Origin of the sequence: Microvirga aerilata (assembly GCF_016743775.1) — a bacterium.
In the GTDB taxonomy this organism is placed as follows: Bacteria; Pseudomonadota; Alphaproteobacteria; order Rhizobiales; family Beijerinckiaceae; genus Microvirga; species Microvirga aerilata.
This window is the reverse complement of sequence record NZ_JAEQMY010000020.1, coordinates 49244-74265: the sequence shown is the minus strand read 5'-3', so window position 1 is coordinate 74265 and position 25022 is coordinate 49244. Positions and strand designations below refer to the sequence as shown.

The window sequence follows — 25022 nt, the reverse complement described above, 5'->3', positions numbered from 1 at the left end:
TAGAACGGTTCTATGTAAGCTTGGTGACAGTCGGGTCGAAGGAGAGCCCTGCCGCAGACAAAACGGGACAGGTCGTGTATGGTTACGGGATGAGCAACGATATTTCCGAACTTCGCGAGCAGTTGTGCGATCAGTGGCAGAAGGTTGCCATCGATCTGGTCAGGAAGGGAATCCAGGCCGATCTGGTCTTCGAATCCCTTCTGACGGTGGGACTGGCCGGACATGTGGAGCTTCACGGCAAGGATGCGACGGCCTCCAAGCTCGTCGCCATCGCCGAGCAGCTGTCCGAGCAGGTCAGGCGGGAGAAGGAGGCATTGCAGGAAGCTTCCCAGGCGACGAAGAACTAGGCCGGCTCGAAAGCCCGCATGTTCGCATTTCGTCGTACGACTAAAGCTTCTTCAAAAAAGCACCTGGAAGATTTTCCAGGTGCAACGCTGGGGGAGATTGGGGCGTTAGCTTAACGAAACCATTCGAAGCAGCCTCGGCTGTTTCTCCGCCCAACAGCCCACATAGGGTGGTCTCCTCATGCAGCCGGCGCTAGACAGCAATACCCTGGACCGCTTGATCGCCCTCGGACGCAAGCAGGGCTATCTTACGAACCAGGATCTTGAGGCCAATCTGCCGATCGACTCCATGAGCCCGGAGGAAATCGCGCTCATCGTCGTCCATCTGGAGGAGACAGGAGTTCCGGTCGAGCTGGAAGACAGCCTCATCTCGCCAAATCCGAAACCGAGCCTGCCGCCTGCACGCACCGCCGAGATCATCCCGTTTCCGGGCCGCTCCGCCGCACCGCCGGCAAAGCCTCGAAAAATTGCTCTCCAGACAGGTGCCCCGGTCCAGCCGGCCTTGAACAAGCCTGAGGTGCAAGCCGGGGACAAAGCCGCCGCGCATTGGGCAGTTGCCGTCGCAGGGGGCCTCGTGCTGATCGTGCTCGTCGGCCTTCTCATGGTCTCGGCAATCTGATCGCAGCCGCCGGACCTCAGAGGTTGGCCCGAGCTTCCCCGAAAACCGGCAGCGGCTTGACGGCTGGACCGGTGAACTGGTTTGCGCTCAGTTCTTCCTTCGCCTGCGATGCGAAGCCAATATCCAGGAATGCCGTTCTGGGATCGAGGAGCGCCTTCACGGCGGCATCTTCGTCGTAGCCGAGAATGGCCTCCGGCCCCGGGAGCGGAGTGGGCTGAGGGGTTGCAATCATCGCCGCCAATGCACCGGCATCCGGCGGAAGGGCAGTCGCAAGCCTGATCTCCCGCGGCCGCTGCGGCGGCAGGGGAACCTCCACGGCGATTTCCTCCACGACTTCACGATCGGCTGAGGCGACCAGCGTCTCCGCGGCGGGGGCAGGCACAGCCGGCTGCGGCGCCGGCGTGGGGTTCCTGCGACCGAAAAGGTTCGCCAGCAGATTGCCGAAGGATCCACCTCCAGCCGAGGCTTGCGACGCAAGGGCGGCATTGCGGGCCAGGATCTCGGCCTTGGCTTCCTCGTAGCCGGGGAGCGGCTTGCCGTTCGAGGGCAGGTGGAGGGTCTTGCCGTCGGGGAACAGCCGCACGAGCTGCTGCTGCGTCATGCGAGGCCAGGCGCGCACGTTGCCCGTATCCACATGGACAAAGGCAGAGGACGAATAGTAGCCGACTCCGCCATATTGCATGCGCATGGCGATGGCACGCAGGCGCGCCGTGTCCACATCCGGCAGGCGGATGTCCATGGCCTTGCCGAGCATGTGCTGGCTGTGTTCGGCGACCCCGCTCGACCGGCGTCGCAACGAGCCGTTGGTTTCCGGTGACCGATAGGCAGAGATGATGTGGATCGGCTGGGAGGAGCCGGCTTCGCGGTAGACCTCCCAGATGATGTCGAATAGGCGCGGGTCCATCTGGGCGGGCTTCTCCACGCGCCAGTCCCGCAGGAACCAGTTGAGCTGGGTCAGAGCCTGCTGGTCGTATTGACCGTTCCTGCGGAAGGTCACGGTCGCACTTTCCCTCGTATGGGTGTGGAAGAAGGTGAGGGTGCGCGTATCCCCGTTCGCGGCGGCGTCCTGCGTGCGGGCGGTCACGATCATAAGAGACGAAGCGGCGGCAAGAAGGCTGAGTATCAGGCGAGAGGCGCCTTTTCTACCGGACAGGCAGCCGCTCCGCGGCACAGGAAGCGTCCCGCGCCTGCCAACCGATCGTTTCGACTGGGCAAATATTCCCGCCATGGTTCGTTAGTTCCCGCGTCCCTACGGAACGTGTGTTTGTTAACCATGGCAAAAATAGGCGCGAACCGTGCCTTTTTGCTTAATCAGGTGCGGGAAACCATCTGATTGCGCCTGCTCCGGCCCGACGACAGGACCACCACTTTAGTGCCTGTCGGGACGTGTCTGTAAAGATCGATCACATCCTGATTGATCATGCGGATGCAGCCGGACGAAACATTGGTGCCGATGGTCCAGGGCTCGAAGGTGCCGTGGATGCGGTAGAGGGTGTCCTTGTTGCCCTTCCAGAGGTAGAGGGCGCGGGCGCCCAAGGGATTGCCAGGGCCACCGGGCATGCCGGGTCCGCCCGGCAACTCGCCCATCTTCTCCATGAGATCCGGCTCCCGTTCGAACATTTCCTTCGGCGGGTACCAGTCAGGCCATTCCTGCTTGTCCTTGATCGTCGCCGCCCCGGACCAACCGAAGCCCGAACGTCCGACGCCGACCCCGTAGCGCACGGCCATGCCGTCGCGCAGGACGAGGTGGAGATAGCGGGTCTGGGGATCGACCACGATGGTTCCGGGAGCCTCGGCGGTGTCGTAACGGACCACCCGGCGCAGATAGGCCGGATTGATCCGGGAAATGTCGACGCCGGGAATTGGATAAAGATCATCGTCAATGGGAGCGTACATGCTCCGGTAGACGGATTGATCGACAGCCGCCTGAGCAAGGCTGCGGCTCGCGGGAAGGCTGGTGCCGGCGGCAGCGGCTGACACGCCAAGCAGGAAGGTACGGCGGCTGAGGTCCATTCTTGTCTCCCCGGCATATAACTGGACAATAAGAAGACGCAGGACCATGCATCTGGGTTTCATGATAGCTGCTATGCTCCTGCGGCAGGCAGGAGCTTTGCCGTTCACAATCCCGGGAATGGAGCATCAGGGAATGGTTGGGGCGAACCCATGATCGAGAACCTTCCATGGTCCTGGCTGGCAGGGTGCGCTCTGCTTGCCGTCATGTTCGTCCTCGTCCTCTTCTGGACCCGCAAGCCGCGCTACCGGCGGCATACGATCATGACGGAGAACGAAAGGGAGTTCTACCAGCGCCTCCTGGCCGCATGCCCCGACTGTCAGATCTGGCCGCAGGTGCCGATCCTGGCCCTCGTGCGGCCCGATGCGAAGGAGGGAAGCCGCGCGTTCTGGACGGCCTTTCGAAGGATTTCGAACACGCGCGTGGATTGGGCGATCGTTCAAGACTTGGAAGTGCTGGCAATCGTCGAGCTCGATGACCGCTCCCACGATGCCAGGAAGGACGCACAACAGGACCGTATCCTGAAATCCTGCGGCTACCGGGTCGTCCGGTTCAGTTCCAGCCGCAGGCCCGATCCGCGGCAGATCCATGAGGCCGTGTTCAACCCCGAATAAGTCCCTCAGCCTGTCATTGCCGCCCGGTCGGCGGCATCGAAGCTCTCGAACAGCTCCTCCCGGAGCACATCCGGCTCGGACAGGTAGCGTGCGGAGTGGTGGAAAGGCGTCACGTGCCTGACTCCCGCCTCCCGGGCGATGGCTCCGGCGTCCCAGGCCGTCAGGTGGTGGGAGGCAAGCGCCAGGGGGCGATCCCGCTCAAGAAAGACGGCCTCGATGAAAAGCTGGTCCGCTTTTTGCGCCAGCCGAAGGATTTTTGCTCGGTTCTCCGCGTGGGGAGCGGCGTCCGTCACATAGGCGACCGCCTGTCCCGGAGCCACGCGCAAGGCACGATCCCTCAGCTCCCCCAAGCGAATGCTGCCTTCTGTCGGAACCGTGACCATATGGGCATCCGGCAGCCCGAGGCGAACGGCCCGTTTCGCCTCATTGAGCCAGGGGCCGGGGGGAAGGCCCATCTCACCCAGCACGCCCCGCCATACATTGACCTGAAGAACCTCCCGCAGGGCAAAAGCGAGGGAAGGGATGCCGTGATCGAGGGCTGCGGCCTCGACCTTGAACTCATCCTCCATCCAGGCGATGCCTTCCGGAAAAGCCGGGGGCTCCCTATCGCGCCTGGCGAAGGCTTCGCGGGCGTGGAACTCGGCGGCCTTCACCAGGCGGCTTCCATCGTAGTCCATGGCCCGAATGCAGAAATCGACCGAGTTCTCGTCCAGCAGGTTCCAGGTGAAGCTGCGGATGCGATGCTCAACCTGCACCGCGAAGCCCGGCGGCCCGATGAGGGTCAGCGGGGAGGGACGATGGAGACAGAGGCGAAACAGGCGGTCGAAGCCTGCCACGTGATCCACATGCGTGTGGGACACGAACACATGGCTCACCCGCAGCAATTCCCGGGACGAGAGACCGCCGACATCGCCCAAATCGAAAAGGATGGCCCGGCGGCCATAGCTAAAATCGAGGTAGACACCCGGGTCGCTGAAGGGGTCGTTCACGAGGCGGGATTGAACAAGCCAACTCATCGTGGGCCAACGGCCCTGCCTGCCGTGTGTTCCCGCGCCGTCAGACCTCGCGGCCGCCCGTGAACCGGGCATAGGTCCGCTGACCGGAGGGCCCGAAGAGAACGACCTCATAGGTGTCGGGCTCCATGCCCTCGACCTCCATGCCGGGAGATCCGGCCGGCATGCCGGGAACCGCGAGACCTTTGGCCTGTGGCCTTTCGGCAAGAAGCCGTTTGATGGCGCCTGCCGGCACGTGCCCCTCGATCACATAGCCGCCGATTTCCGCCGTATGGCAGGAGGCAAGGGCCTGGGGCACGCCGAGACGAGCCTTCAGGCGGTTGACCTCGGGCGTCTCGACCACATCCACCTGGAAGCCTTCCGCCCGAACATGGTCGACCCACCCGGTGCAGCAGCCGCAATTCGGATCCTTGGTCACCACCATTGTCGGCAGGGCTCCCGTGGCCGAGGCGGCTTTGGCGGAAAACGCCATGGGAGAGGCCATGAGTCCGGCAAGCAGTGTCCGCCGGCTCATCGTCAGACCAGGTTGCACGGATGAACTCCGCATGGATGAACTCCTTCCCAGTGTCGCAGGATGAAGGCGCTCGCCTCCTGCAGAGCGGCCGGGCCCGGATCGCCCGGGCGCGGCCTTGTTGAGAGATTCGTTCGAGATTGGCGGCTTGAGGTCCGCCGATCAGCCCTCGTCGCTCTCGTCGGGATCGGTCACGTCGACCAGGAACATGATGTAGGGGCCTTCCTCCTCATCATCGTCGTCCTCCTCCTCGTCGAAGTCCGCGTCCTCGAACTCGGCCTTCTCCTCGTCGGTCGCCGGCCGAACATTGAGGCTCGCGATCCCGTCCCACAACGGAGCGCCCTCGCTCTCCAGGACCTTGAGGTCTTCCTTGAAGTCCTCACTCATGAGGAGCTCGCGGGCTTCCTCCTCATCGGCATTCGTGATGGCAACCGGCTTGTCGCTGATTGTAAGCGTGAACATGGTTTGTCCTTTCCATTCGCCCGCAGGGGATATCCACTAACGCTCGACCCCGCTCGTTCGAAGCAAAGTGGTGTCCACAAGTGTGCGGCCGGACCCTGTACCACGACGCGGGAGATTCTCGACACTGTCATGGAGGAAAGCTCCGGTACCTCTCAAGGGACAAGCATCAGGTCATGGAGATCGTTTCGTCCCTGACAACGGGAGCGGCGATCTCGCACACGACACCGGTGGCGGCAAATCTGATCTCGGCCGTCCCGTTCAGGTCATGGGCCAGGCTGCGCTCGATCAACCGGGTTCCGAACCCGCGGCGCTCCGGCATCCTGACCGGAAGGCCACCCGTCTCCTCCCAGCGCAGCTTCAGACAGGGAGGATCGCTGCTGTTGTCGAGAGTCCACCGAATTCCCACCTGCCCATGCTCGTTGTACAGGGCGCCATACTTGACGGCGTTGGTGGCAAGCTCCTGGAACGCCATGGCAAGCGCAAGGGCCATGCGCGGTGGAATGCGCACCGTGGGGCCCGCAAACTGAATGCGGCTGCCGTAGCTGCGGTAGGGCTCGACCGCCTGGGAGACGATCTCGTGCAGGTTCGCGGCGTCCCAGTTCTCCCGGGTGAGCACGTCATGAGCGCGGGAGAGAGCGAACAGGCGGCTCTCAAGGGCTTCCTTGGCTTCGTACATGGTGAAGGCATTGCGCAGGGTTTGCGACGCGATCGACTGAACCGTCGCGAGGGTGTTCTTCACGCGGTGATTCAGTTCGTGAATCAAGACCCTTTGGTGCTCCTCGGCCTTCTTTCGATGGGTGATGTCGCGGAAATAGATGGACAAGCCGCCCTCGGCGGTCGGGTAGATGTGAACGTCGATCCAGTGGTTCAGGATCGGCGATACCGCCTCGAAGTGAAACGGCAGCCGCTCCTCCATGACCTTGAGGTGAGCATTGTAGACTTCGCTGCCGACGACCTGCGGAAAGATTTCGGGATAGACATTCCCGATCATCTCTTCCCGCCGGCGCCCCCACCACTCCTCCGCCTTCCGGTTGATGTAGGTGAATCGCAGGTCGCGATCGACGGCGTAGAAGGCATCGGAGATGCTTTCCAGGATCTCGCGAAGCTGCTCCTCGCTGTTATGCAGTTGCTGAGCGGCCTGCTTCTCCTCCGTGCGGTCTCGCAGGATCTTGAGGAAACCGAGCATTTCGGAGTCACGAAAGGGCATGAGAACGCCCTTGGCCCAGAAGAGCGATCCATCCTTCTTCAGATGCCAGCGCTCGTCTTCCGCCCGCCCCGCCGCAAGGGCCTCCCGCATCTCGTCTTCGTGGGCTCCGGCCTTTCTGTCTTCTTCGTTGAAGAAGAAGTCCGTGTACTCACCGACAACATCCGCCTCGTCCCAGCCGAGAATGTTGCGGGCGCCGGTGTTCCAGCTCGTGACATGGCCCCTCAGGTCGAGGGTAATGATGGCGTAATCGGTTGCGCTCTCCACCAAAGCCCGAAGCCAGCCCTCGCTGATGCGCAGCGAGTTGCGATCCTGCTGAAGCGTGAGGATCCTCGTGTCCGCTGCCGCGCTCTGCCCGTCGCTCGACCGTTCGGCCTGCGCCCGAAGCTTTCGGTTCTCCCGTTCCAGATCGGCCAGCCGCTTGAGAAGATCGTCCCGGCTCAGGATGGCGGTCTCTTGCTGGTTCATTCCCCGCGGCTCGATGGTTGATGGAAAACGCTACAATGGGATCAAGCCACCCCTGGGCAGGGGCGGCTTGGCGATCCACGAATAACGTGCATGGCTCCGAGGGGTTGCAAAGGCATCCACGAACTCCCTTGAGGCATCTACCACCTTTGCCCATCGAGCGGCCGAGCGGCGATGAGCAGAGTCACGGCCGCTGCTGAAGCGGGGCCGTTGCCTACTGAACGCCCTTCTTTTTCAGCCAGGCCTGCATCTCGGCGATCTCGCGCTCCTGCTCCCGGATGACGTCGGTGGCCCATTTGCGGATCTGTTCATCCTTGGCGTGCTGGAGAGCGACCTTCGCCATGTCGATGGCGCCTTGGTGGTGGGGGATCATGCCGCGGACGAAATCCACATCGGCGTCGCCGCTGAAGGTGATGTCCATGGCGCGGTGCATTGTCTCGTTAGCCTGGCGATAGCCCTTAATCGCAGGATTGTCAGGGGTCTGCGCCGTCTGTGCTGGGGTGGAATGGCCCGAATGCCCCCCATGGTTGGCCTGCGCCAGGGCAAGGGAGGGGACAACCCCGATCACGGCGGCAAGAACAAGGGAAGAGGTCTTCATGATCGTTCTCCTTAAGGGAATGAAGATGTGGGGTCAGTGCTCGTGAAAGGCATGCACCACGGCGTGGCCTCGTCCGCGGGCAATCAGCCAGCGGTTGACCGGGAAGGCGAAGACGCCCGCGACGAGAAGGGAGACGGCAAGGCTCCCCCAAAAGAAGAGGCTTGAGAGCCCGGCATCCATCGCGCCAGGGACCGCCAGCATGATCAGGTTGTCGACGATCTCCATGATGGTGATCGAAGCCGTATCCGACGCTAGGGCGAGGCCCAGAGCCGTGCCGAACGGCAGACCGCTGCGGAGGAGGGGCAGCATGGTCAGGCCGTAGCCGAACAGGAAGGCGAGGGCGACGGCAAGCACGATCGTCGGCGCCGTGCCCCAGCCGAGGGCGGTACCGATCATGAGGCCGATAACCTCGCCGATCGCGCAACCCGTGAGGCAGTGCACGGTCGCGCTGAAAGCCACGCGGTTCAAGCCTGCCGTCGATGGTGGGGCGCCATGATGGTGGAAATGAGCATCGGCTGCCATGGCGGCCTCCTCATGTATCCTGTTGCGGAAGGGTTTGGGCCGGATATCCGGCATCGCTCAAAGCCGCCAGCAATTGGGCTTGCGTCTTCGCCGACGCAACCTTGATGCTCCGGGTTTGCGGATTGCCTTCGATTTCGGCTTGCGGATCGAGCTTCTGGAGCGAACGCGTGATCGAGCCAAGGCAGCCGCCGCAGGTCATGTTCGGAACGAGAAACTGGTGCATTTGCGGAATCCTTCATTTCCAAGGTTCCAGAGTTTTGCACCTTCCCATCGTGGAAAGGTCAAGCGAATGATTGAAGGGCATGAGAGCTATATGACGGGGGAGTAGGAGAGCGGGCCGAGTTGTGGCTTATGTTCCGTTCAAGGCTCTGCTATCGCGGATGGGGAGCGGAATTGAGTTGGGCCATGGCCGGCATAAGCCGGGGGAGACAAGGATGAAGGTTGTAACTCATAGCGGCACGTTCCACGCCGACGATGTCTTCGCCTTCTCCGTCTTGCGCGAGGCTCTCGGGAGCTTCGATTTCGCTCGAACTCGCGACGCTGCGGTGATCGACGCGGCCGACATCGTGTTCGATGTCGGCGCGGTCTACGAGCCGGGCAAGGGGCGCTACGATCATCATATGCGCGACCTGCCCAGGCGTTCCGACGGCACCCCCTACAGCTCGGTTGGCCTAATCTGGCGCGATTACGGGCGGGAGGCCCTGCCCAAGCTCGCTCCCGGCATCGAGGATGAAGCACTCGATACCGTCTGGCAGGATATCGACCAGGAGTTCATCCTGGCTATCGATCAGGCCGACAACGGCGTCGCTCCCGTGAGTTCAGGCCACCTTTCGTTGCTGATCGAAGCCTTCAATCCAACCTGGAACAGTGCGCAGTCCTATGACGAGGCTTTCCTCGAGGCGGCCGGCTTTGCACGAGGCATTCTGGTTCGGGCATGCCGGCAGGCCCATGCGGAGGCGCAGGCCCTGTCGCAGGTGCTGACGGCGGCGCGACAGGCGCAAGATCCGCGGGTGATCGTCCTCGACCGCAAGCTGCCCTGGGAAAAAGCCGTTTTTACCGGCGGCCTGCAGGATCTGCTCTTCGTCGTCTACCCCAATGAGGACCTCACGTCCTGGTATTGCCGGACCGTACCGCCCGAGCTCGGATCCTTCGGTCAAAGGCTGTCCCTGCCGGAGGCCTGGCGCGGGCTGCAGGACGCTGCCTTCTCCCAGGCGGCCGGTGTCGAGGATGGCGTCTTCTGCCATCCGGGGGGCTTCATATGCGGTGCGCGCTCGCGGCAGTCGGCTCTCCGGCTCGCCCATATGGCGATAGCGGCAGGCGGGACCGGTTAGGGCCGATCCGCTCGTCTCACGTCTGTGTGAGCTCGCAAAAGCCGCACTTGCTCGCGTGGCGGGAAGCCCGATCTTGCTTGAGCCCGCACGTGTCTGCGGGCGGGTTTGAGCGAGATCCGCGTGTCACCTCCGGTCCTGAGCGCCTGTCGAACAGCCATTGCAACCGTCCTTGTTCTTGCCGGCACGACCGCATCTCGAGCCGATGCCGCCTTGGCGTCGACCTCAGTCGATGTGGATCCGTATCGCCACGTTAAGGCGCTGCAGGATATTGCGGCGGCTCACAAGGGGAACAGGGCCGCCGGCACGCCAGGCTATGACCGGTCTGCTGAATACGTCGCGGACCAGCTTCGCGGGGCCGGCTACGCCGTGCGGTTCGAGGAGTTCACGTTTCCGTTCTTCGAGGAGGGCTCCCCTCCCGTCCTCGTCTCCGAGCCTGAGGGCTCCAACGCGTTCAGCCCCTCCCGCGAGACGATGCGCACCCTGATGAATTCGGGCTCGGGCGACGTGACGGCCACTCTTCAGCCGGTGGATCTCGGCTTGGCGGAAGAGGCCCTGCAAACGTCGACAAGCGCCTGTGAGAGCGAGGACTTTGCCGGATTCGCACCCGGCCACATTGCCCTCGTCCGGCGAGGCACCTGCCCATTCCAGACCAAGGTTGAGCAGGCGCAGGCGGCGGGAGCGGCCGGCGTCATCATCATGAACCAGGGGACCGAGGGCCAGGCAGGGGTCTTCGGCGGGCGTCTGGCCACGCTCGCCTCCATTCCGGTGCTTGGCGTAACCACGGAGGTGGGACGCAGGCTCGCGGATGCGGCCCGGGATCCGGTTCGCAGCAAGGCCCGCCTCAAGATCGAGGTCGAGACGGGCATCCGCTCCACGCGAAATGTCATTGCCGAGCGAGGGGAGGCGGGCGGCCCCCTGACGATGGTGGGCGCTCACCTGGACAGCGTATCCCAGGGACCCGGCATGAACGACAATGCCAGCGGTTCGGCTGCCGTGCTGGAGGCTGCTCTGCGCCTTGCAGGGGAGCCTGCGCCTCCTGCATCGATCCGCTTTGCCTTCTGGGGCGCGGAGGAGCGCGGCCTTGTCGGCTCCCGGCACCACCTCGACACGCTCCCGGACGAGGAGCGTCGCCGTGTCCACCTCTACATCAACCTCGACATGGTCGGATCGCCCAATTTCGGGCGCTTCGTCCAGCTGACCCATCCGGACAAGACCGCGCAGGCGGCAAGCACCCTCCAGGCGCTCAGGGATTACTTCGGCGCACGGAGCCTGCCCATCGAGGAGCGCACGAGCTATCAGCGCGGCTTCGGCTCGGACGATGCAGCCTTCGCGGCCAAGGACATCCCGACCATCGGCCTGTTCACGGGAGCGGGCAACGCCAAGAACGGTGCTCATGCGGAGCGGTTCGGCGGGCAGGCCGGACAGCCTTTCGACCCCTGCTATCATGAGGCCTGCGACACCCCTCTCAATGTCAACCGACAAGTGCTGGGACAGATGACCGACGCTCTCACCCATATTTTGGGTCGGCTCGCGCCGGCCACCCCGTCGGACCGATAGGCCCGCCCGGCCATGCCGATCATGGCCCTATGACCGCTTTAGGCATTTAAGCTGACAGGTTTCGGATTTTAGAATGGCTGCGATGCAGGTACCGATCGTTTCCCATCCCGCCTATCAGGCCACGCTCCCGGACGGCCATCGCTTTCCCATGAGAAAGTATGGACGCCTGGCGGAGGTGTTGGCGGAAAAGGGGCTGGCGCCGAACGGCTTCGTGGTGCCGGAGGAGGCGTCGGCGGAGCTGATCGCCCTGACCCACGACCACGCATACGTGGAGCAGGTGCTGACCTGCTCTGTTCCGCGCGAGATCGAGCGGCGGATCGGCCTTCCCATCGACGAAGGTGTGGCACGCCGCGCCCGTGCCTCCGCCGGAGGGACGCTGCTCGCGGCCCGATTGGCGCTCCAGCACGGTCTTGCGGGAAGCACCGCGGGCGGCAGCCACCATGGGCAACGGGAGACGGGGGCAGGCTTTTGCGTGTTCAACGATGTTGCCATCGCGGCAAAGGCGCTCAAGCACGAGGGCACGATCCAGCATGCGCTCGTGGTCGATCTCGACGTGCACCAGGGCGACGGAACGGCCGATTGCCTGCGGGACGAGCCCGATCTCTTCACCTTCTCGATGCATGCGGAGAAGAATTATCCGGTTCGCAAGATCCCGAGCGATCTCGATATCGGCTTGCCGGACCTCATGGAGGATGCCGCCTATATGAGCGTCCTCCAGGCCCATCTGCCGCGCCTTCTCGACGCCCTGGAGCCCGATCTCGTCTTTCTCAACGCGGGCGTCGATCCGCATCGTGACGACAAGCTCGGACGCTTGTCTCTCTCGGACGAGGGCCTTCGCCGCCGCGACAGCTATGTGGTCGAACAGGCGCGCACCCGGCACATCCCCCTGGTCGCCGTGATCGGCGGCGGCTATTCCGCTGATATCGACGCGCTCGCCCACAGGCATGCCATCGTCTTCGAGGCGATGACAGCCTGGAGCGAGGGAGGAAATTGAGGCCACTCCCCAGGCGATCCTCCCTGTTTGGATAGTGCCCCTTCATGGGGCCCCGACCGATAATAGGTGCTTCAGAAAGCTTTGGGGCGTGAATGCCGGCCATGGCGTCGAGGGGAGAGACCGCCATGCTGGGGCCGGCATTTATCTTCAATGCCTATTACGTCACCCTGTATGCGCCGATTGCGGTCTTGATCAGCTTTTTCCGCTGTGGCTGCGGTCTCAGGGGCTGACCGAGGCCGACGTTGGTCTTTGCCTCTCCCTCGGGTCGGTCCTTGCCATCGTGGCAAACCCCATCGTCGGGATCATCGCCGACAAGACAGGCCGGCGCGAGAGGCTGCTCATCGTCCTTGGCTCGGCAACAGCCCTGATATCGCTGTTCAACTTCATGGCTGAGGGCTTCACGGTCATCCTGGCCATCTACCTTTCGGTTCGCCTCTTCTCGTCGAGTCTCATTCCTTTGAGCGAATCCATCGTTCTGGCGAACATGAAGCGGCTTGATCTCAATTTCGGACGAATCCGGTCTTGGGGCTCTTCCGCAGTCGTTGCCCTCTCGCCTGTATTAGGCATCCTGGTCGACAGAACGGGCCCTACGGCCATCATCGTGGTGCTGTCCTGCGCCTACGCCGCACAAGCCTTGGCCGCCTGCGCTCTCCCCGTTCACAGGGAGGAGAGAGCCCGGCAGCCGGCGCCGTCCGCGCCGATGACGAAGGTCTTGCGGGTGCCGGGCTTCGGGTTGCTGCTGGGCAGCGCCGCCATCTCACAGGCATGTCACGGTGTCTTCTACACCTACAGCACGTTCTATTGGCTGGCAGCCGGCCATTCGGCCATGGTGATCGGATTGCTGTGGGCGCTTGGAGTGACGGTGGAGATCGTGGTCTTCAAGTTCAGCCATCTCGTCACGCGCCGCTTTTCCTGGATCCTTATCGTTGCCGCATGCGGCGGCGGCGTCCTGCGCTGGGGGCTGTTGGGCCTGAGCGGCGAGCTGCCCATGGCCATCCTGGTTCAGCTGCTTCAGGGGGCCACACTCGGGCTCACGCAGGTTGGAGTCGCCGCCTATATGAGCGCCAGCATGCCCCCTCGGATTCTCTCGACCGGGACGGGGTTGTACACGGCCTGTACGGGCCTGCTGGCGGCCGTCTTCATCTACGGTGGCGGCCTGTTGTATCCCGGCTTCGGCGGACGCCTGTTTCTCGTCAGTGCAGCTCTCTGTGCGGTTGCGCTGATCCCCGCCACGATCCTGGCGGTCCACATTCACCGTCGTTTAGGAGCCCGCACGGATCATTGAGACAATGAGGCGGCAAGCTGCGCGGCCAAGGCGGCGTTGTTCTTTACCAGCGCAATGTTGGTGGCAAGGCTTCGTCCGCCGGTCTTCTCGAACAGATGGAATAGCAGGAAGGGCGTCACCGCCTTGCCCGCCACGCCGCGGGCTTTCGCCTCGGCCACGGCGGCGTCGATGAAGGTTCTCATCTCGTCGGCCGGGATCTCATGGGCGGTCGGAACCGGATTGGCCACGAGGACGCCGCCTTCGAGCCCAAGCGCCTCCTTGGTGCGGATGAGGTCGGCCATTGCCTCCGGGCTGTCGAGGCGCAGGGGAACCGGCAGCTCGCTCGTCCTGCTCCAGAAAGCCGGAAAGCAGTCCGTGCGATAGCCCACGACCGGCACCCCGCAGGTTTCGAGATATTCGAGTGTCCGCGGCAGGTCGAGGATGGCCTTGGCGCCTGCACAGATCACCGCCACGGGGGTTCTGGCCAGCTCGTCGAGATCTGCCGAGATATCCATGGTGGCCTCGACGCCTTGGTGCACGCCGCCGATACCCCCCGTAGCAAAGACCCGGATGCCCGCCAGATGGGCACAGATCATGGTGGCGGCTACCGTCGTCGCCCCATGGCGCCCGGAGGCGACCGCGTAGGGCAGGTCGGCGCGGCTCAGCTTCATCACGTCCTTGGCTGTGCCGAGCCACTCGAGCTCCTCGGGCGAGAGGCCGATCTTGATGCGTCCTCCGATGATGGCGATCGTTGCCGGAACGGCCCCGTTCTCCCGCACCACGGCCTCCACCTCGCGGGCGGTCGCCACGTTCTGCGGATAGGGCATGCCGTGGGTGATGATGGTGGATTCGAGCGCCACGACGGCTCCGCCCTGGCTCAGGGTCGATTGCACCTCGGGAGCGATATCGAGAAACTGGCTGACCATGGGGTGACTCATCCGGGCTCGCGTTCAAAGGATCGGTGGGCTCTACGCGACAATGCGGTTTCCAGCAACGGCAGGGAAAGATCGGGCCGGACGCTGGCCGTGCTCTCGACCGTCAGGGCCGCCGCCGCGGTGCCCAGCCGGGCGGCCTCCGCAAGGGAGCGGCCGTTCAGCATCGCCACGAGCGTGGCGGCGATCAAGGCATCGCCTGCGCCCGTCGCATCGGCCACCTGCGCCTCGACTGCGCCGATCCGCACGGGCCCGGATCGATCCGCTGCAACCAGGCCTTCCGCCCCAAGGGTCAGGACGACACGCTGCGCCCCACGGGCGAGGAGCTCCTCGGCTGCCGCTTCAGGCGAGGGGCTGGGATGGCCCAGAAAGGCTTGCGCCTCGTCGCGATTGAGAAACAGCACCCCGACCCCTGCGAGATCCCGTGGCAGGCGCATCACCTTCGGGGTCGAGACCGCGTCGAGCGCCAGCATGGTCGGTTGCCGGCGGGCGAGGCGGATCAACTCGTGCAGGGTCTCGGACGGCATGTTGCAGTCGGCGAAGATCCATGCGGAGGAAAGATCGGCCAGGGCTTCGCGGAGCAGGGCAGGGGTCAGGCTGTCGAAGATCGCCATGTCGGCGAGGCCGAACGCCAGATCGCCATCCGGCTGCAGGACCGCAATATATTCCGCCGTGGCATGCTCGCCCAGGATCGCCACATGCCCCGCGTCGATATGCAGGCGCCTCAGGTCTTCGAGAACGGCGCGGCCATTCTCGTCGTCGCCCAGGATCGTCACCAGGGAGACCTGGGCGCCGAGCCTCGCGATGTTCTCCGCCACATTGCGGGCCACCCCGCCGAACGAGCGCTCGGATGTGACGGGATTGGAGGTGCCCGGCCGGACCGGATCCAAGGCGCGGTACTTGCGATCGACGGCAGCCCCGCCGATGCAGACCACCCTGCTTGCCTCCGGCTCCATGGGTCGGGTCCTTCGCTCTACCGGTAGGAGGCGGTGACCGCCCGAGCGGCGGCGGCTATCGCGGCGGCCCTGTCCTTCGACGGAGCCTTCGAATCGGCGACAAAGGCCGCAATCGCGACCTTTCCCCCGTCGGGAGCGGTGAGGATGCCGACATCGTTCGTCGCCGCCGCGATGCCGTTCCAGGTTCCGCTCGAGCCCGTCTTGTGAGCGACCGTCCAGCCGGGAGCGGCGCCTGCGCGCAGGCGGTCCGGGAACGTGGCCGTCTGGGTCATCACATCCAAGAGGTGCCGGGTGGAAGTGGGGGAGAGCAGGCGTCCCGTCATGAGCGCGTGGAGGAACGAGGTCATGCCCTTCGGGGTTGCCGTGTCCCGCTCATCCTTGCGGTAAGCCTCGTAGGCTGCGTCGCGAGCCTGCTTCGGAACCCCCTGCCGGGCTTCGGCGAAGCGCTTCGGATCGGCGTATTCGGCCTTCCAGGCGAGCCCTATGGTTTCGGCCTGGAGGTGACGCTCGTCGCGATCGATCCTGAGGTTCGTGATGCCTTTTCGGTTGAGAAAGGCCTGAACCGCCTCAGGTCCGCCGAGGCGCGCCACAAGGTTATCCACCGCGGCGTTGTCGCTTTGCACGACGGCGCGGCGGATGAGGTCTCCGATGGTGGTGTCGAATTGTCCGTGCTTTGCCACCATTTCGGCAATGGGCTGAGCGTAGACGCTCAGGTCCTTCCGGCGCACGGTGATCGGCTCCTCCAGCTTCATCGCATTCCGGTCGACGGCATCCAACGCGGCTGCTGCGGTGATCGCCTTCATCACGCTCTGCAAGGAGAAGCGCTGATCCCCGTTGACGCAGATCGGGGCAGAGCGCTCATCCTGAGCGCAGACGCCGACCCGGCCCGGGTGCCTGCTGGCGATGGCCTGGAGCTTTGCCCGCAGCCCCTCGGGATCGGACAGGCCCCCGGCTTCTGCGGTGTTGGCCGCGAGGATGAACGTGAAAACAAGGCCGAGAACACGGATCACTGCGTTGCCCCATGACAGGATTGGTTTGCTTCAGGAGGAAGCAGGCTGAACCGTTACGCTCTCCCGGTCGAAGTGCAAAGGCACGGCGAGCAGCGCGCGGAACTTCTTGTACCCGGCTTCCCCAGGAAAGAACGCATGCAGGAAGAGCCATGGCGCTCCATCCGGTCCTGGAGCGACGGAGGGGTGGCCCGGCCCGACCCACTCCGCGGACGAGCGCAGGAGAGGGCGGTCCATCTTGCGGTAAGGGCCGAGCGGCGACGGCGCGACTGCAACGCCGGTGCCGTATTCCGGCGTCGAGAAATCGTTGCCGGCATAGAACATGTAGAAGAGGCCCGCATGTTCGAGCACCCAAATCCCCTCGATGAGATGGGCCTCCCACACCTGATCGTTTTCAAGCACGATCCGGCGCTCCCCGAGGAGCTTGCGGGTACGAGGATCGAACTCCTGCGCGTAGACCGGGGTGCGCAGGGCGGTGAGGATGCCCCGGATCCCGGCCTGGGCCGCTTCTGGCATTCCACCGCCGAGCAGGGCCTGCAGGCGCTCCCGGAAGCCCGCGAAATCGGCCACCACCGCTTCGATCAGCACCTGCTGCACGAGGAAGCGCTCCATGGGCTCGAGCGTCTTCACCCAGGGCCAGAGCGTGAGCGCGAGCGAGGCCGTCCGCTGGTCCTCGGACAGGGGGAAGAGCGTTCCTGTCCGATCCGGATGATCGTGCAGGAATGCGCTCAGCAGGCTCGGCCAGACATCGTTCGAGTCCTCCTTCCAGAACAGGAAGGAGCGCCCGTCGCGTCCGACGAAGAGGTGGGGATCGATCACGCCTCCGCCGATGATGGGCGCCTCGTCGCTCTCGAACGGGCCCTCGGGGCTGGAGGACCGCGCCAGCCCAATGGCCAGCGCGCCGCTCTTTTCCCTGGCCGTGAAGCACACCAGGAAGCTCTCCTCCGTCATGTGCATCTCGGGGGCCCAGTAGTCGCTGACATTCACGCCGTCCATGGCCCAAGCGGGCTTCCGGCCTTCCGGGAACACGAAGCCCGTGAGTTCCCAGGTGTCGAGGGTTCTGGAGCGCAGGATCGGGAACGAGTTCGGCGCGTCGTTGGAGGTGGCAAACAGGTAGTACCAGTCGCCGTCGCCGGTCCGCTCGGCCGGAACCCGGGTGACGGCGGGATCGCCATAGCCGTACCAGATCTCCGGCGCGATGTTGCGGTCGAGCAGCACCCGGTAGGGAGCCGTGAAGGTGGACGGCTCGCTCTCCTGGCGGTTGCGGGGGAGGCGGGTGCCGAAGGTGCGGGAAATCCCCTCGAACAATGCGAGATAATCGTTCTGCTCCCGGCCGGAGAGCTCATGCCGGTGCGACGCCGTCCCGCCCGATGCGGGATCCGGTCCGGCGACGTCGAAAACGTGCCCGCCATTCGTCGGCGCGATGCGAAGCTCGAACGGAACGGGCGCCCGCGCCGGCGCCTTCAGCCTCACCTCGTCGTTCTGCTTGCCGTCCATGAATCCCCCTTCGGCTCCTGATCGAAGCGCATGCCGGCACCCTCGGGCCGCTATCGTCCGATACCCCATTCCTCAACTCCAAACGGGAGCTCTGGTGCCGTTGCCCCCAGAGCAGAGGCCTGAGGCCTGCTCTTCGGCCGGACGAGGTTTGCCCACCTCGTGCGATGGCCGCAACCCTGATGCCTCCTTCGTGCGAAAGCGCCCGGGCGAGCTTGACGAAACGGAATGCGCTCCAAGGTCTGTTGTGGGCCTGGAGTTCAGTCCATTTGTCCCGTCCAAATCCACCGCACAAGGGAAGACCACGATGCCATACGTGAAAACCACGGGCGCGCCTGCGACCGACCTCTACTATCAGGACCTGGGGCAGGGGCAGCCTGTCGTTCTCATCCATGGCTGGCCGCTCAGCCACCGCATGTGGGAACAGCAGATCACGGCGCTGACGGAGGCGGGATATCGCTGCGTGGCCTATGACCGGCGCGGCTTCGGCGAATCCGGCAAGCCCGCGGGCGGCTACGACTACGACACCTTCGCGTCCGATCTCAACGACCTGATGGAGCATCTCGACCTGCGCGATGCGGTGCTGGCCGGCTTCTCCATGGGCGGCGGCGAGGTGGCCCGCTATCTTGGACGCTACGGCTCGGATCGGGTGGCGAAGGCCATGCTGCTCGGCGCCGTACCGCCCTTCCTGCTCAAGACCGACGACAACCCGGACGGCGTGGGCCAGGAGGTGTTCGACGGCATGCTGGGCGCGGTGAAGAAGGACCGCATCGGCTTCCTCGACGGGTTCTTCCCGAATTTCTACAACGCCGACCAGGGTTTGAACGAGGCCGGCAACGACCTGATCCCCTTCAGCAAGTGGATCGCCTGGGGTGCTTCGCCGCTCGGAACCCAGCAGTGCATCGTCGCCTTCGGCACCACCGACTTCCGCGAGGACCTGAAGACGATCACGATTTCCACCCTGGTCATCCACGGCGACAGCGACCGTATCGTGCCCCTGGAGGTTTCGGGCCAGCGCTCGCATGAGATGATCGCCGGGAGCCGTCTCGAGGTGGTCCAGGGCGCACCGCACGGCTTTGCAGCCACGCATGCCTCGCAGCTCAACCGGCTGATGCTGGATTTCCTGCGTTCTTAGGAGTGACCCGGGAGGGACGATGGAGGGCTCGCTACCCCCCGGTCGACACTGCTATGCCCGCCGGCGTGTGCCGGTCCGGGATCGGGTGCAGGATCAAGTACTGGATCCTCAACGCTGTCATCCCCGCGTAGGCGGGGATCCATAACCGCGACGGTGTAGGACAGGGCGAACAGCGTCGCGCCTCTTTCTGCATCGTCAGCGGCTATGGATCCCGGGCTCTGCTGCGCAGCCCCGGGATGACAGTGCTTTATTCTGCTCGCGCTCCCGGATCTTCGCTCATGCTTCGTGCGGGGGGTGCTGATGGTGTGCTTGTCAAAGATCCAGCGCCTTCGGGCCCGCAGCCTTGGGCTGCGAGCCTGAAGAGCACACGAGGGTGGCGCGCGATGCAGCCCGGCTCGCTGTGGTATGAAAGGGAAGAGCCGAACTGCCTCTTCGCGCACGGTTCTTTTCAGGCGGACTGGTGCGACCGGTGCGGCGCTGGCCCAAGGCGGCCATGCTGGAGGCCCTGGGCCCAACCCGCTTCCGGCCCCTCACCAGGGCCTCCTGCCCCATGAGCCTGCGTTGAGCTCATGCACAGGACCGTGCCTGCTCCCACACTGCGACGCCTCGCGAGCGCGCCCCTCGTCAGGACCAGGCTGTGCAACGATATAGCCAAGATTGCCGCAGAAGTCAAGAACAAAACAGGAACATTTATCCCGCTGCCCCTGCGCTTCACTCCTTGCCGTGAAACAGCAGCGTCATATCCCCACCGATTCCGCTGGAGGCGACAGGGCGTTTTTCCTCCAGGACCGCTTCAGCCTCAGGTGAGGGGAAACGGCTCTGGTGGATTTCCAGCCAGGCGATGCGGTTGGCCGGCACCGTGTCGCCGCCCGGATAGGCCTCCTGCTTCGTGCCGCTGGCCTTCTCAAAAAAGGACGGATCGTCGAGGGAATCCACCACCCGCTTCACCAGCTTGCTCAAAGCGCCGTCGTTCTCCGCATAGAGATCGACGCCCTGGCTGCGAGCCAGTTCGGCGGTGGCGACCAGCGGCTGGGCCGCGAAGATGTGGTAGTCGCGGGCGCGTTTGCCGCGCTTCACTTCAAGCGGCAGGGTGCCGTCCGGCGTGATCTGCGCAAGGCCGATCCGCGCGCTGTCGATGCCCCAGTCGGTGAGCCGCTTGTCGCCGCTGGCGATTCCGGCTGCGGCGGCGCTCAAGCCGGCCCAGTAACGATGGTTGTTCCTGCCTGAAACTTCCTTGTTGCCGTCCATGAACTCCTGGATCTGCAAGCCCAGGGCCTTCAGCCAGGCCTCGACGCGTTTCTTCTGGTCCTCCGCCAAACCCGGCGCGTTGCGGATCTGCAGGTAGGCCAGCGCGAAGCCGCCGAGCGCCTGGCCGAGATTGAAGCGGGCCTGCTTCGAGCGCATGGCGGTCATCGCATCCGCCGCGGCCCAGTGGTTCAGCCAGGTCAGCGCGCAAGTGGCCGCTAGGGTGTTCCTCGGATCCGACTTCACATAGGCGTTGGAGATCCTCACGAGGTTCTTGGCATATTCGCGCAAGGGCTCCACCGCCTCGGAGTAAGCCTCCTCGGCCTCTTCGTCGATCGTCGCCTTGCTGGCCTCGTCCTGCTTGTACTTGCTCTGGACATCGAGGGAGATCACGGGTGCGCCGGGGGTGTCGCAATCGTATTTCGGCTTGGCCTGAACTTTGTCCTTGGCAGGAGCCGGCACAAGAAAGCCCAGCCCTTGCGCCTGGGACGGCGCTGCGCCCAGAAATCCGGTGAAAAGGATCGTGGCGGCCAAGGCGACGCGAAGGAGGCGAGGCGACCCCGGTGTGGACGGATGGCGCGACCCGACGTCTCCGCCATGCAGGTTGTCAGCCCGTTCCGCCGCAGATCGCGGATCTTCCATCATGCCCGTCTCTCCTCCTGGCGATGCCCATCATGAACTAGGCCCGGAGCGCCTCCATGCAAGGCCGCGAATCGCAGGCTTTAGGGGGCATGTCAGCGCATGCGGATCTATCCGAATTCGACCGGATTGAGCCAAGCATCACAGTTCGGGTCGAGGACCGCAGGCATTGCGGCCTGCTGAGAGCATCCTGGAGGCATCCGGGGCGCAAGCCGCCTCTCAGCTGTTGTTGGCCGAGCGTCGGGAGGAGCCGGTCCGGTTGGCCAGACGGGGCAGGAGATCCTGGCCGCGTCCGGCGGTCACGATCAGGCGCTTCACCTCGCCTCTCAGGTAAGCCTGGAGGAACCGGTCGTAGTTCTTGAAGGACACGCACCCGTTCGAGTCCCCTCTGGGCCCGAGCAAATAGGTGTGCGCCAGGATGCCGTCGCGGCCGTAGATGGCGGCGCTGCCGCCCACCGGGGTGAGACGCAACGCCCGCACCCCGTGGAACAGCGCTTCGCGTTCGGTGATGACGTAGGTGCCCGGCGGCGTGGCGCCTTGCATCCGCACGTTCACGTGGCGCGGATCGTCCATCTTGTCGCCGAGACCCGAATGCGCTTCCAGCCGCTCGCCGTTCGGCATGACCACCACCTGGGCCACGATGTCATAGACCGCGGTTCCGCTGCCTGCGAGATCGGGAGCGGGACTGAAGCGTGAGGTGGGCGCGATGCTGCCCGTGCCCCTGTCCAGGGACGCATAGCCGAGAGCGGCGTCGGGCGCGGAGGCGGGGCGGACGCCAAAGAGCTTCTCGATGAAAGAGCGGTTGTCCGCCGGTGCGCTCGGCAGGGCCGGTGTCGCTGGGTTCACGGGAGCTGCCGGCGCGCTTGCCACCCGCGATGTCGCGAGAGGCTTCGGAGCCCGCAGATCGGCGGGACGCGGCATCGGCAGCGGCACCGAGGCGGGCATCGGCTGGACGACCTGCGCCATCGCAACTGGCGCCGCCGGTTGAGCAGGCTCCTGCGGTTGCGGTTCGACACTGGCTTCCCGCTGGACGACCGATGACCTGAACGCCGCCTGGAGCGGTGCGTTCTGAGCGAAGTTGAGCGCATCCGGCTTCATGGAAGGAGTCGGATCGACCAGCGCCGGGTCATAGGCCCTGCTCGAGGCGATCACGGGAGCCGCTGGTGCGGGCGCCTGGTTGGAGGCGCTGTTCACGGATGGAGCAGGTGGCGCATCGCTTTGAAGGTTGAAGTCGGCGAAATAGGCCAGAGGGCTCAGCGAGACCGCCACGAGAGCCGCCGTCAGAAAAAGGCTGCGCCGGTTTTTGCGCAAGGCGCGGCGGCGTAAGGGATACGGCTTGTGCAACATGGCGAACTCTACGCAGCAAAACAGATCGCGCACGACGCCCGAACCCATCCTCATGGCGCCGGGAACAGGCCCTCGAGTGATCAGGCCGTCATACGCAAAAACAAATTCACTCGGGCTCGATTAAACGACGGCTTGGTTAAGGTCTGGATAATCCGCGCGTCGCTGCCGCAGAAATGATGTGTCTGTTTTGCGTGTGTGGTCCCCGTGAGCGCGTGTGCTGGCTCACAGATTGCCGTACGGGCACAGGCTATGGGTGAGAGCGGGGGCATGCTTCGAAATTTTAAGCGGGAGACCCAATCATGGGGTTCTATGCACGTCACATCGGTCCACGATTCGTCAGCTGCCTGTGCTCGATGGAGGCCATCGCGAACGAGCGCGAGAGGGTCGTTCCGCAGGCGTCCGGCGTGGTGCTGGAGATCGGGATCGGGCCGGGCCTGAACCTGCCGCTCTATGATCCTGATCGCGTCACCCGCGTGATCGGCGTCGACCCGATCGCGGGCTTCCTGAAGCTCGGTTGGGAGCGCCATCGCCGCTCACCGGTTCCCCTGGAGATCATCCAGGCCCCGGCGGAGAAGCTGCCCCTGGAGGATGCCTCCGTCGACACGGCGGTGATCACCTACACCCTGTGCTCGGTGCAGGACCCCGCCCAGGCGCTGCGCGAGGTTCGGCGCGTGCTGAAGCCGAACGGCCGCGTGCTGTTCCTGGAGCATGGCCTGTCGAGCGATGCCGGCGTGGCTACCTGGCAGCACCGCCTCAACCCGATCTGGCGCAGGCTCGCCGTGGGCTGCAACCTGACGCGTCCCGTGCAAAAGCTCCTCGACGAGGCAGGTTTCACGATCCGCCGCATCGAGCACTACTACCTCGACGGCGCGCCGCGGCCTGTGGGCTTCCTGTGCCAGGGTGTTGCACAGGCGGCTTGATGACGGGTGTCCTGGTCCTCGACGGGCGCCGCGAGGTTGGAGGAAGACCTCAGCAGGCAGACTGCCGGGCGACGGCGCGGATATCGCGGCGGCCGAGGCCGAGCTCGGCCAGTTCCCGATCATTGAGCCCGTCGAGCTCGCGGAAAGTCTGACGATAGCGGCGCCAGCTGGCAAGGCGGGCGAGGATCATTGATGTAATCATGGGATGTGGCTCCTTTGGACGAGCCCGGCGCTCCGGGGTCCGTGACCCGGCGCTCCGGGTCACCAATCGAGGTGGGGGTGGTGACGTGCTGCGTCACGCTGCATCTGCAGGGCCTCGGACAGGACGCTGTGGAAGAGGCGAATGAAGCTGACGAGGATCATGGCGGTCTCCTGGAAAGGGCTTTAGGCCGAGCGGGTCTCAGGTGCGGTCCGGGATACCGAGTCCATAGCTGCGGGCCGCCCGGGCGATCTCAAGCTCGGCCCTGCGGCGGTTGGTTTCGGCCATGGCGGCGACCACGGTCCTGAGGACCCGAAGCACGGGACCAGGGCGCCGGAGGGTACCCTCCGAGGCGGTGCTAGTGGCCATGGATGCGCTGATCTGCAACGTGCTCATAGGATCTCTCCTCGGCCCCGGATCGGCCGATCTAATACTTTCGTCTGAGTTAGTATGGGGTTTTTTGTGCGGCGCAAAAGATACATCTGCGAAGATGTCATATGCATTGAATGCATAAGTAGAAACTTAACCATGCTTTCTTATGCGCACGACGCCTAGTTCTTTGACAATGTGCCTGCAGAGCGGGCATCCGTCAGTCTCGGATCAGGTTCGCGGCAGCACGGCTCCAGCTGCAAGCTCGACCGGTCACGATACTTTGAAAGTAGCATGACCTTTGTGCTCGCCGGATCATGTGGCATATCAAGTCGCGTGAACCGGAGGAGTATCGAATGAACTACGACGTCATCATCATCGGAGGCAGCTATGCCGGACTTGCGGCGGGGCTTCAGCTCGCCCGGGCTCGACGACGCGTTCTGGTCGAGGATGCCGGGATGCGTCGCAATCGCTTCGCGGGGGCCTCGCATGGGTTTCTGACCCAGGACGGCACCCCCGCCGCCGAGATCGCCGCGCGAGGACGCTCACAGCTCATGGCCTACGACAATGTCGAATGGCTTCCGGGCGAGGCGACCCACGCGGAGGCGGCTGAGATGGGCTTTCGCATCACTGTCGCGGCCGCAGGGCGGGAGGCAACGGGCAGGCGGCTTGTTCTTGCCCTGGGCGTCAGGGACGAGCTGCCGAACATCCCCGGCCTTGAGGAGCGTTGGGGCAGAAGCGTCTTCCACTGTCCTTACTGCCATGGTTACGAGCTCGACCGGGGCCGCATCGGCGTCCTTGCCACATCGCCCAAGTCCCTGCATCACGCGCTGATGCTGCCGGATTGGGGGCCGACCACCTTCTTCCTCAATGAGGCGTTCACACCCGATGCCGGGCAGACCGAGCAACTTCGAAGCCGCGGGATCACGGTCGTCGACGGCCCGGTCGGCCGCCTCGAAGGGGATGGCGTAACCCTTGTCATGGGCGACGGGCGCGTTTTCCCTCTTGAGGGCCTGTTCACCCTGCCGCGGACGAGCGTGGCGAGCCCGGTCGCCGCGCAGCTTGGCTGCGCCTTCGACGAGGGGCCGATGGGGTCCTTCATTCGCACGGATGCGGTCAAGGCTACCACAGTTCCCGGGGTCTTCGCCTGCGGCGACGCGGCACGGATGGCGGGGTCGGTCTCGCTCGCGGTCGGAGACGGCGCGTTGGCGGGCGCGGCCGCCCATCAGTCGCTGATCTTCGGAAGCTGAGACGGGCGGTGCGTGACGCT

General features: G+C 64.6%; 27 protein-coding genes. 10 read left to right on the top strand and 17 right to left on the bottom strand.

Going from position 1 to position 25022, the window contains the following annotated elements; translation table 11 throughout:
• The first annotated feature begins 89 nt into the window (after nt 1-89).
• Both JKG68_RS15315 and JKG68_RS15310 read left to right on the top strand, forming a co-directional pair.
• On the top strand, nt 90-347 hold the full coding sequence (locus JKG68_RS15315) for a hypothetical protein (protein WP_202061030.1): 258 nt from the start codon (nt 90-92) through the stop codon (nt 345-347).
• 178 nt (nt 348-525) lie between these two features.
• A complete protein-coding gene (locus JKG68_RS15310; protein ID WP_202061028.1) occupies nt 526-963 on the top strand; it encodes an RNA polymerase sigma factor region1.1 domain-containing protein in 438 nt (145 codons plus the stop codon).
• Nucleotides 964-979: 16 nt separating this feature from the next.
• Here the strand turns inward: JKG68_RS15310 and mepK are convergent, their stop codons facing one another.
• Together mepK and JKG68_RS15300 are read right to left on the bottom strand one after the other, a co-directional pair.
• Nucleotides 980-2134: a peptidoglycan L,D-endopeptidase MepK gene (gene mepK, locus JKG68_RS33460; RefSeq protein ID WP_512699483.1), complete on the bottom strand. Its 1155-nt coding sequence runs from the start codon at nt 2132-2134 to the stop codon at nt 980-982.
• 140 nt (nt 2135-2274) lie between these two features.
• Complete coding sequence (locus JKG68_RS15300; RefSeq protein WP_202061024.1) at nt 2275-2976, bottom strand: L,D-transpeptidase; 702 nt, start codon at nt 2974-2976, stop codon at nt 2275-2277.
• 150 nt (nt 2977-3126) lie between these two features.
• Here JKG68_RS15300 and JKG68_RS15295 point away from each other — a divergent pair, with 150 nt between their 5' ends.
• Nucleotides 3127-3588: a DUF2726 domain-containing protein gene (locus tag JKG68_RS15295; RefSeq protein WP_202061022.1), complete on the top strand. Its 462-nt coding sequence runs from the start codon at nt 3127-3129 to the stop codon at nt 3586-3588.
• A gap of 5 nt (nt 3589-3593) precedes the next feature.
• On the opposite strand, the gene JKG68_RS15290 is transcribed toward JKG68_RS15295, so the two are convergent.
• From JKG68_RS15290 to JKG68_RS15260, 7 genes are all read right to left on the bottom strand, one after another.
• Nucleotides 3594-4604 carry a ribonuclease Z gene (locus JKG68_RS15290; protein ID WP_202061021.1) on the bottom strand — a complete coding sequence of 337 codons (1011 nt, stop codon included), beginning with the start codon at nt 4602-4604 and terminating at the stop codon, nt 3594-3596.
• A gap of 40 nt (nt 4605-4644) precedes the next feature.
• Nucleotides 4645-5148 carry a DUF411 domain-containing protein gene (locus JKG68_RS15285; RefSeq protein WP_376773154.1) on the bottom strand — a complete coding sequence of 168 codons (504 nt, stop codon included), beginning with the start codon at nt 5146-5148 and terminating at the stop codon, nt 4645-4647.
• A gap of 126 nt (nt 5149-5274) precedes the next feature.
• A complete protein-coding gene (locus tag JKG68_RS15280) occupies nt 5275-5574 on the bottom strand; it encodes a hypothetical protein (protein ID WP_202061015.1) in 300 nt (99 codons plus the stop codon).
• Nucleotides 5575-5740: 166 nt separating this feature from the next.
• Nucleotides 5741-7246, bottom strand: a complete 1506-nt coding sequence (locus tag JKG68_RS15275; protein WP_202061013.1) for a sensor histidine kinase — start codon at nt 7244-7246, stop codon at nt 5741-5743.
• 211 nt (nt 7247-7457) lie between these two features.
• On the bottom strand, nt 7458-7841 hold the full coding sequence (gene copM, locus JKG68_RS15270) for a CopM family metallochaperone (RefSeq protein WP_202061010.1): 384 nt from the start codon (nt 7839-7841) through the stop codon (nt 7458-7460).
• Nucleotides 7842-7874: 33 nt separating this feature from the next.
• The gene (locus JKG68_RS15265) at nt 7875-8363 is read right to left on the bottom strand and encodes a DUF4396 domain-containing protein (protein WP_202061008.1); all 489 of its coding nucleotides are present in this window, start codon (nt 8361-8363) and stop codon (nt 7875-7877) included.
• A gap of 10 nt (nt 8364-8373) precedes the next feature.
• On the bottom strand, nt 8374-8586 hold the full coding sequence (locus JKG68_RS15260; RefSeq protein ID WP_202061006.1) for a heavy-metal-associated domain-containing protein: 213 nt from the start codon (nt 8584-8586) through the stop codon (nt 8374-8376).
• Nucleotides 8587-8797: 211 nt separating this feature from the next.
• On the opposite strand from JKG68_RS15260, the gene JKG68_RS15255 reads away from it, so the two are divergent.
• The 4 genes from JKG68_RS15255 (at nt 8798) to JKG68_RS15240 (ending at nt 13530) form a co-directional block, all read left to right on the top strand.
• Nucleotides 8798-9694: an MYG1 family protein gene (locus JKG68_RS15255; protein ID WP_202061004.1), complete on the top strand. Its 897-nt coding sequence runs from the start codon at nt 8798-8800 to the stop codon at nt 9692-9694.
• A 120-nt stretch (nt 9695-9814) separates the two neighbouring features.
• Nucleotides 9815-11251 (top strand): M20/M25/M40 family metallo-hydrolase, encoded by a 1437-nt coding sequence (locus tag JKG68_RS34255; protein ID WP_202061003.1) that lies wholly within the window; start codon nt 9815-9817, stop codon nt 11249-11251.
• 82 nt (nt 11252-11333) lie between these two features.
• Nucleotides 11334-12245, top strand: a complete 912-nt coding sequence (locus JKG68_RS15245; RefSeq protein ID WP_202061001.1) for a histone deacetylase family protein — start codon at nt 11334-11336, stop codon at nt 12243-12245.
• 34 nt (nt 12246-12279) lie between these two features.
• Nucleotides 12280-13530 (top strand): MFS transporter, encoded by a 1251-nt coding sequence (locus JKG68_RS15240; RefSeq protein ID WP_312890811.1) that lies wholly within the window; start codon nt 12280-12282, stop codon nt 13528-13530.
• Here the strand turns inward: JKG68_RS15240 and JKG68_RS15235 are convergent.
• Genes JKG68_RS15235 through JKG68_RS15220 form a run of 4 tightly spaced genes read right to left on the bottom strand, consistent with a single transcriptional unit; the run spans nt 13524 to nt 17901 of the window.
• Nucleotides 13524-14435, bottom strand: a complete 912-nt coding sequence (locus JKG68_RS15235) for a pseudouridine-5'-phosphate glycosidase (protein WP_281399134.1) — start codon at nt 14433-14435, stop codon at nt 13524-13526. The two genes, JKG68_RS15240 and JKG68_RS15235, sit on opposite strands and share 7 nt — an antisense overlap.
• Nucleotides 14436-14443: 8 nt before the next feature.
• Nucleotides 14444-15397 carry a carbohydrate kinase family protein gene (locus JKG68_RS15230; RefSeq protein ID WP_202060995.1) on the bottom strand — a complete coding sequence of 318 codons (954 nt, stop codon included), beginning with the start codon at nt 15395-15397 and terminating at the stop codon, nt 14444-14446.
• A 17-nt stretch (nt 15398-15414) separates the two neighbouring features.
• Nucleotides 15415-16407 (bottom strand): class A beta-lactamase, encoded by a 993-nt coding sequence (gene bla, locus JKG68_RS15225; RefSeq protein ID WP_202060993.1) that lies wholly within the window; start codon nt 16405-16407, stop codon nt 15415-15417.
• 30 nt (nt 16408-16437) lie between these two features.
• Nucleotides 16438-17901: a family 43 glycosylhydrolase gene (locus JKG68_RS15220; protein ID WP_202060991.1), complete on the bottom strand. Its 1464-nt coding sequence runs from the start codon at nt 17899-17901 to the stop codon at nt 16438-16440.
• 304 nt (nt 17902-18205) lie between these two features.
• Between JKG68_RS15220 and JKG68_RS15215 the strand changes: the two genes are divergently transcribed.
• Nucleotides 18206-19033, top strand: coding sequence for an alpha/beta fold hydrolase (locus JKG68_RS15215; RefSeq protein WP_202060986.1), 828 nt, complete (start codon nt 18206-18208; stop codon nt 19031-19033).
• A 711-nt stretch (nt 19034-19744) separates the two neighbouring features.
• Here JKG68_RS15215 and JKG68_RS15210 read toward each other — a convergent pair.
• Nucleotides 19745-20923 carry an alginate lyase family protein gene (locus tag JKG68_RS15210; protein WP_202060984.1) on the bottom strand — a complete coding sequence of 393 codons (1179 nt, stop codon included), beginning with the start codon at nt 20921-20923 and terminating at the stop codon, nt 19745-19747.
• 213 nt (nt 20924-21136) lie between these two features.
• On the bottom strand, nt 21137-22264 hold the full coding sequence (locus JKG68_RS15205; RefSeq protein WP_246515458.1) for a DUF2778 domain-containing protein: 1128 nt from the start codon (nt 22262-22264) through the stop codon (nt 21137-21139).
• A 299-nt stretch (nt 22265-22563) separates the two neighbouring features.
• Here JKG68_RS15205 and JKG68_RS15200 point away from each other — a divergent pair, with 299 nt between their 5' ends.
• Complete coding sequence (locus tag JKG68_RS15200) at nt 22564-23184, top strand: class I SAM-dependent methyltransferase (RefSeq protein ID WP_202060976.1); 621 nt, start codon at nt 22564-22566, stop codon at nt 23182-23184.
• Nucleotides 23185-23233: 49 nt separating this feature from the next.
• Here the strand turns inward: JKG68_RS15200 and JKG68_RS15195 are convergent, their stop codons facing one another.
• Nucleotides 23234-23386: a DUF1127 domain-containing protein gene (locus JKG68_RS15195; protein WP_246515456.1), complete on the bottom strand. Its 153-nt coding sequence runs from the start codon at nt 23384-23386 to the stop codon at nt 23234-23236.
• A gap of 198 nt (nt 23387-23584) precedes the next feature.
• Entirely contained in the window at nt 23585-23779 is a 195-nt protein-coding gene (locus JKG68_RS15190; RefSeq protein WP_202060974.1) for a hypothetical protein, read from the bottom strand.
• Between the two features lie 329 nt (nt 23780-24108).
• On the opposite strand from JKG68_RS15190, the gene JKG68_RS15185 reads away from it, so the two are divergent.
• On the top strand, nt 24109-25002 hold the full coding sequence (locus tag JKG68_RS15185) for an NAD(P)/FAD-dependent oxidoreductase (protein WP_202060973.1): 894 nt from the start codon (nt 24109-24111) through the stop codon (nt 25000-25002).
• The last annotated feature ends 20 nt before the right edge of the window (nt 25003-25022 follow it).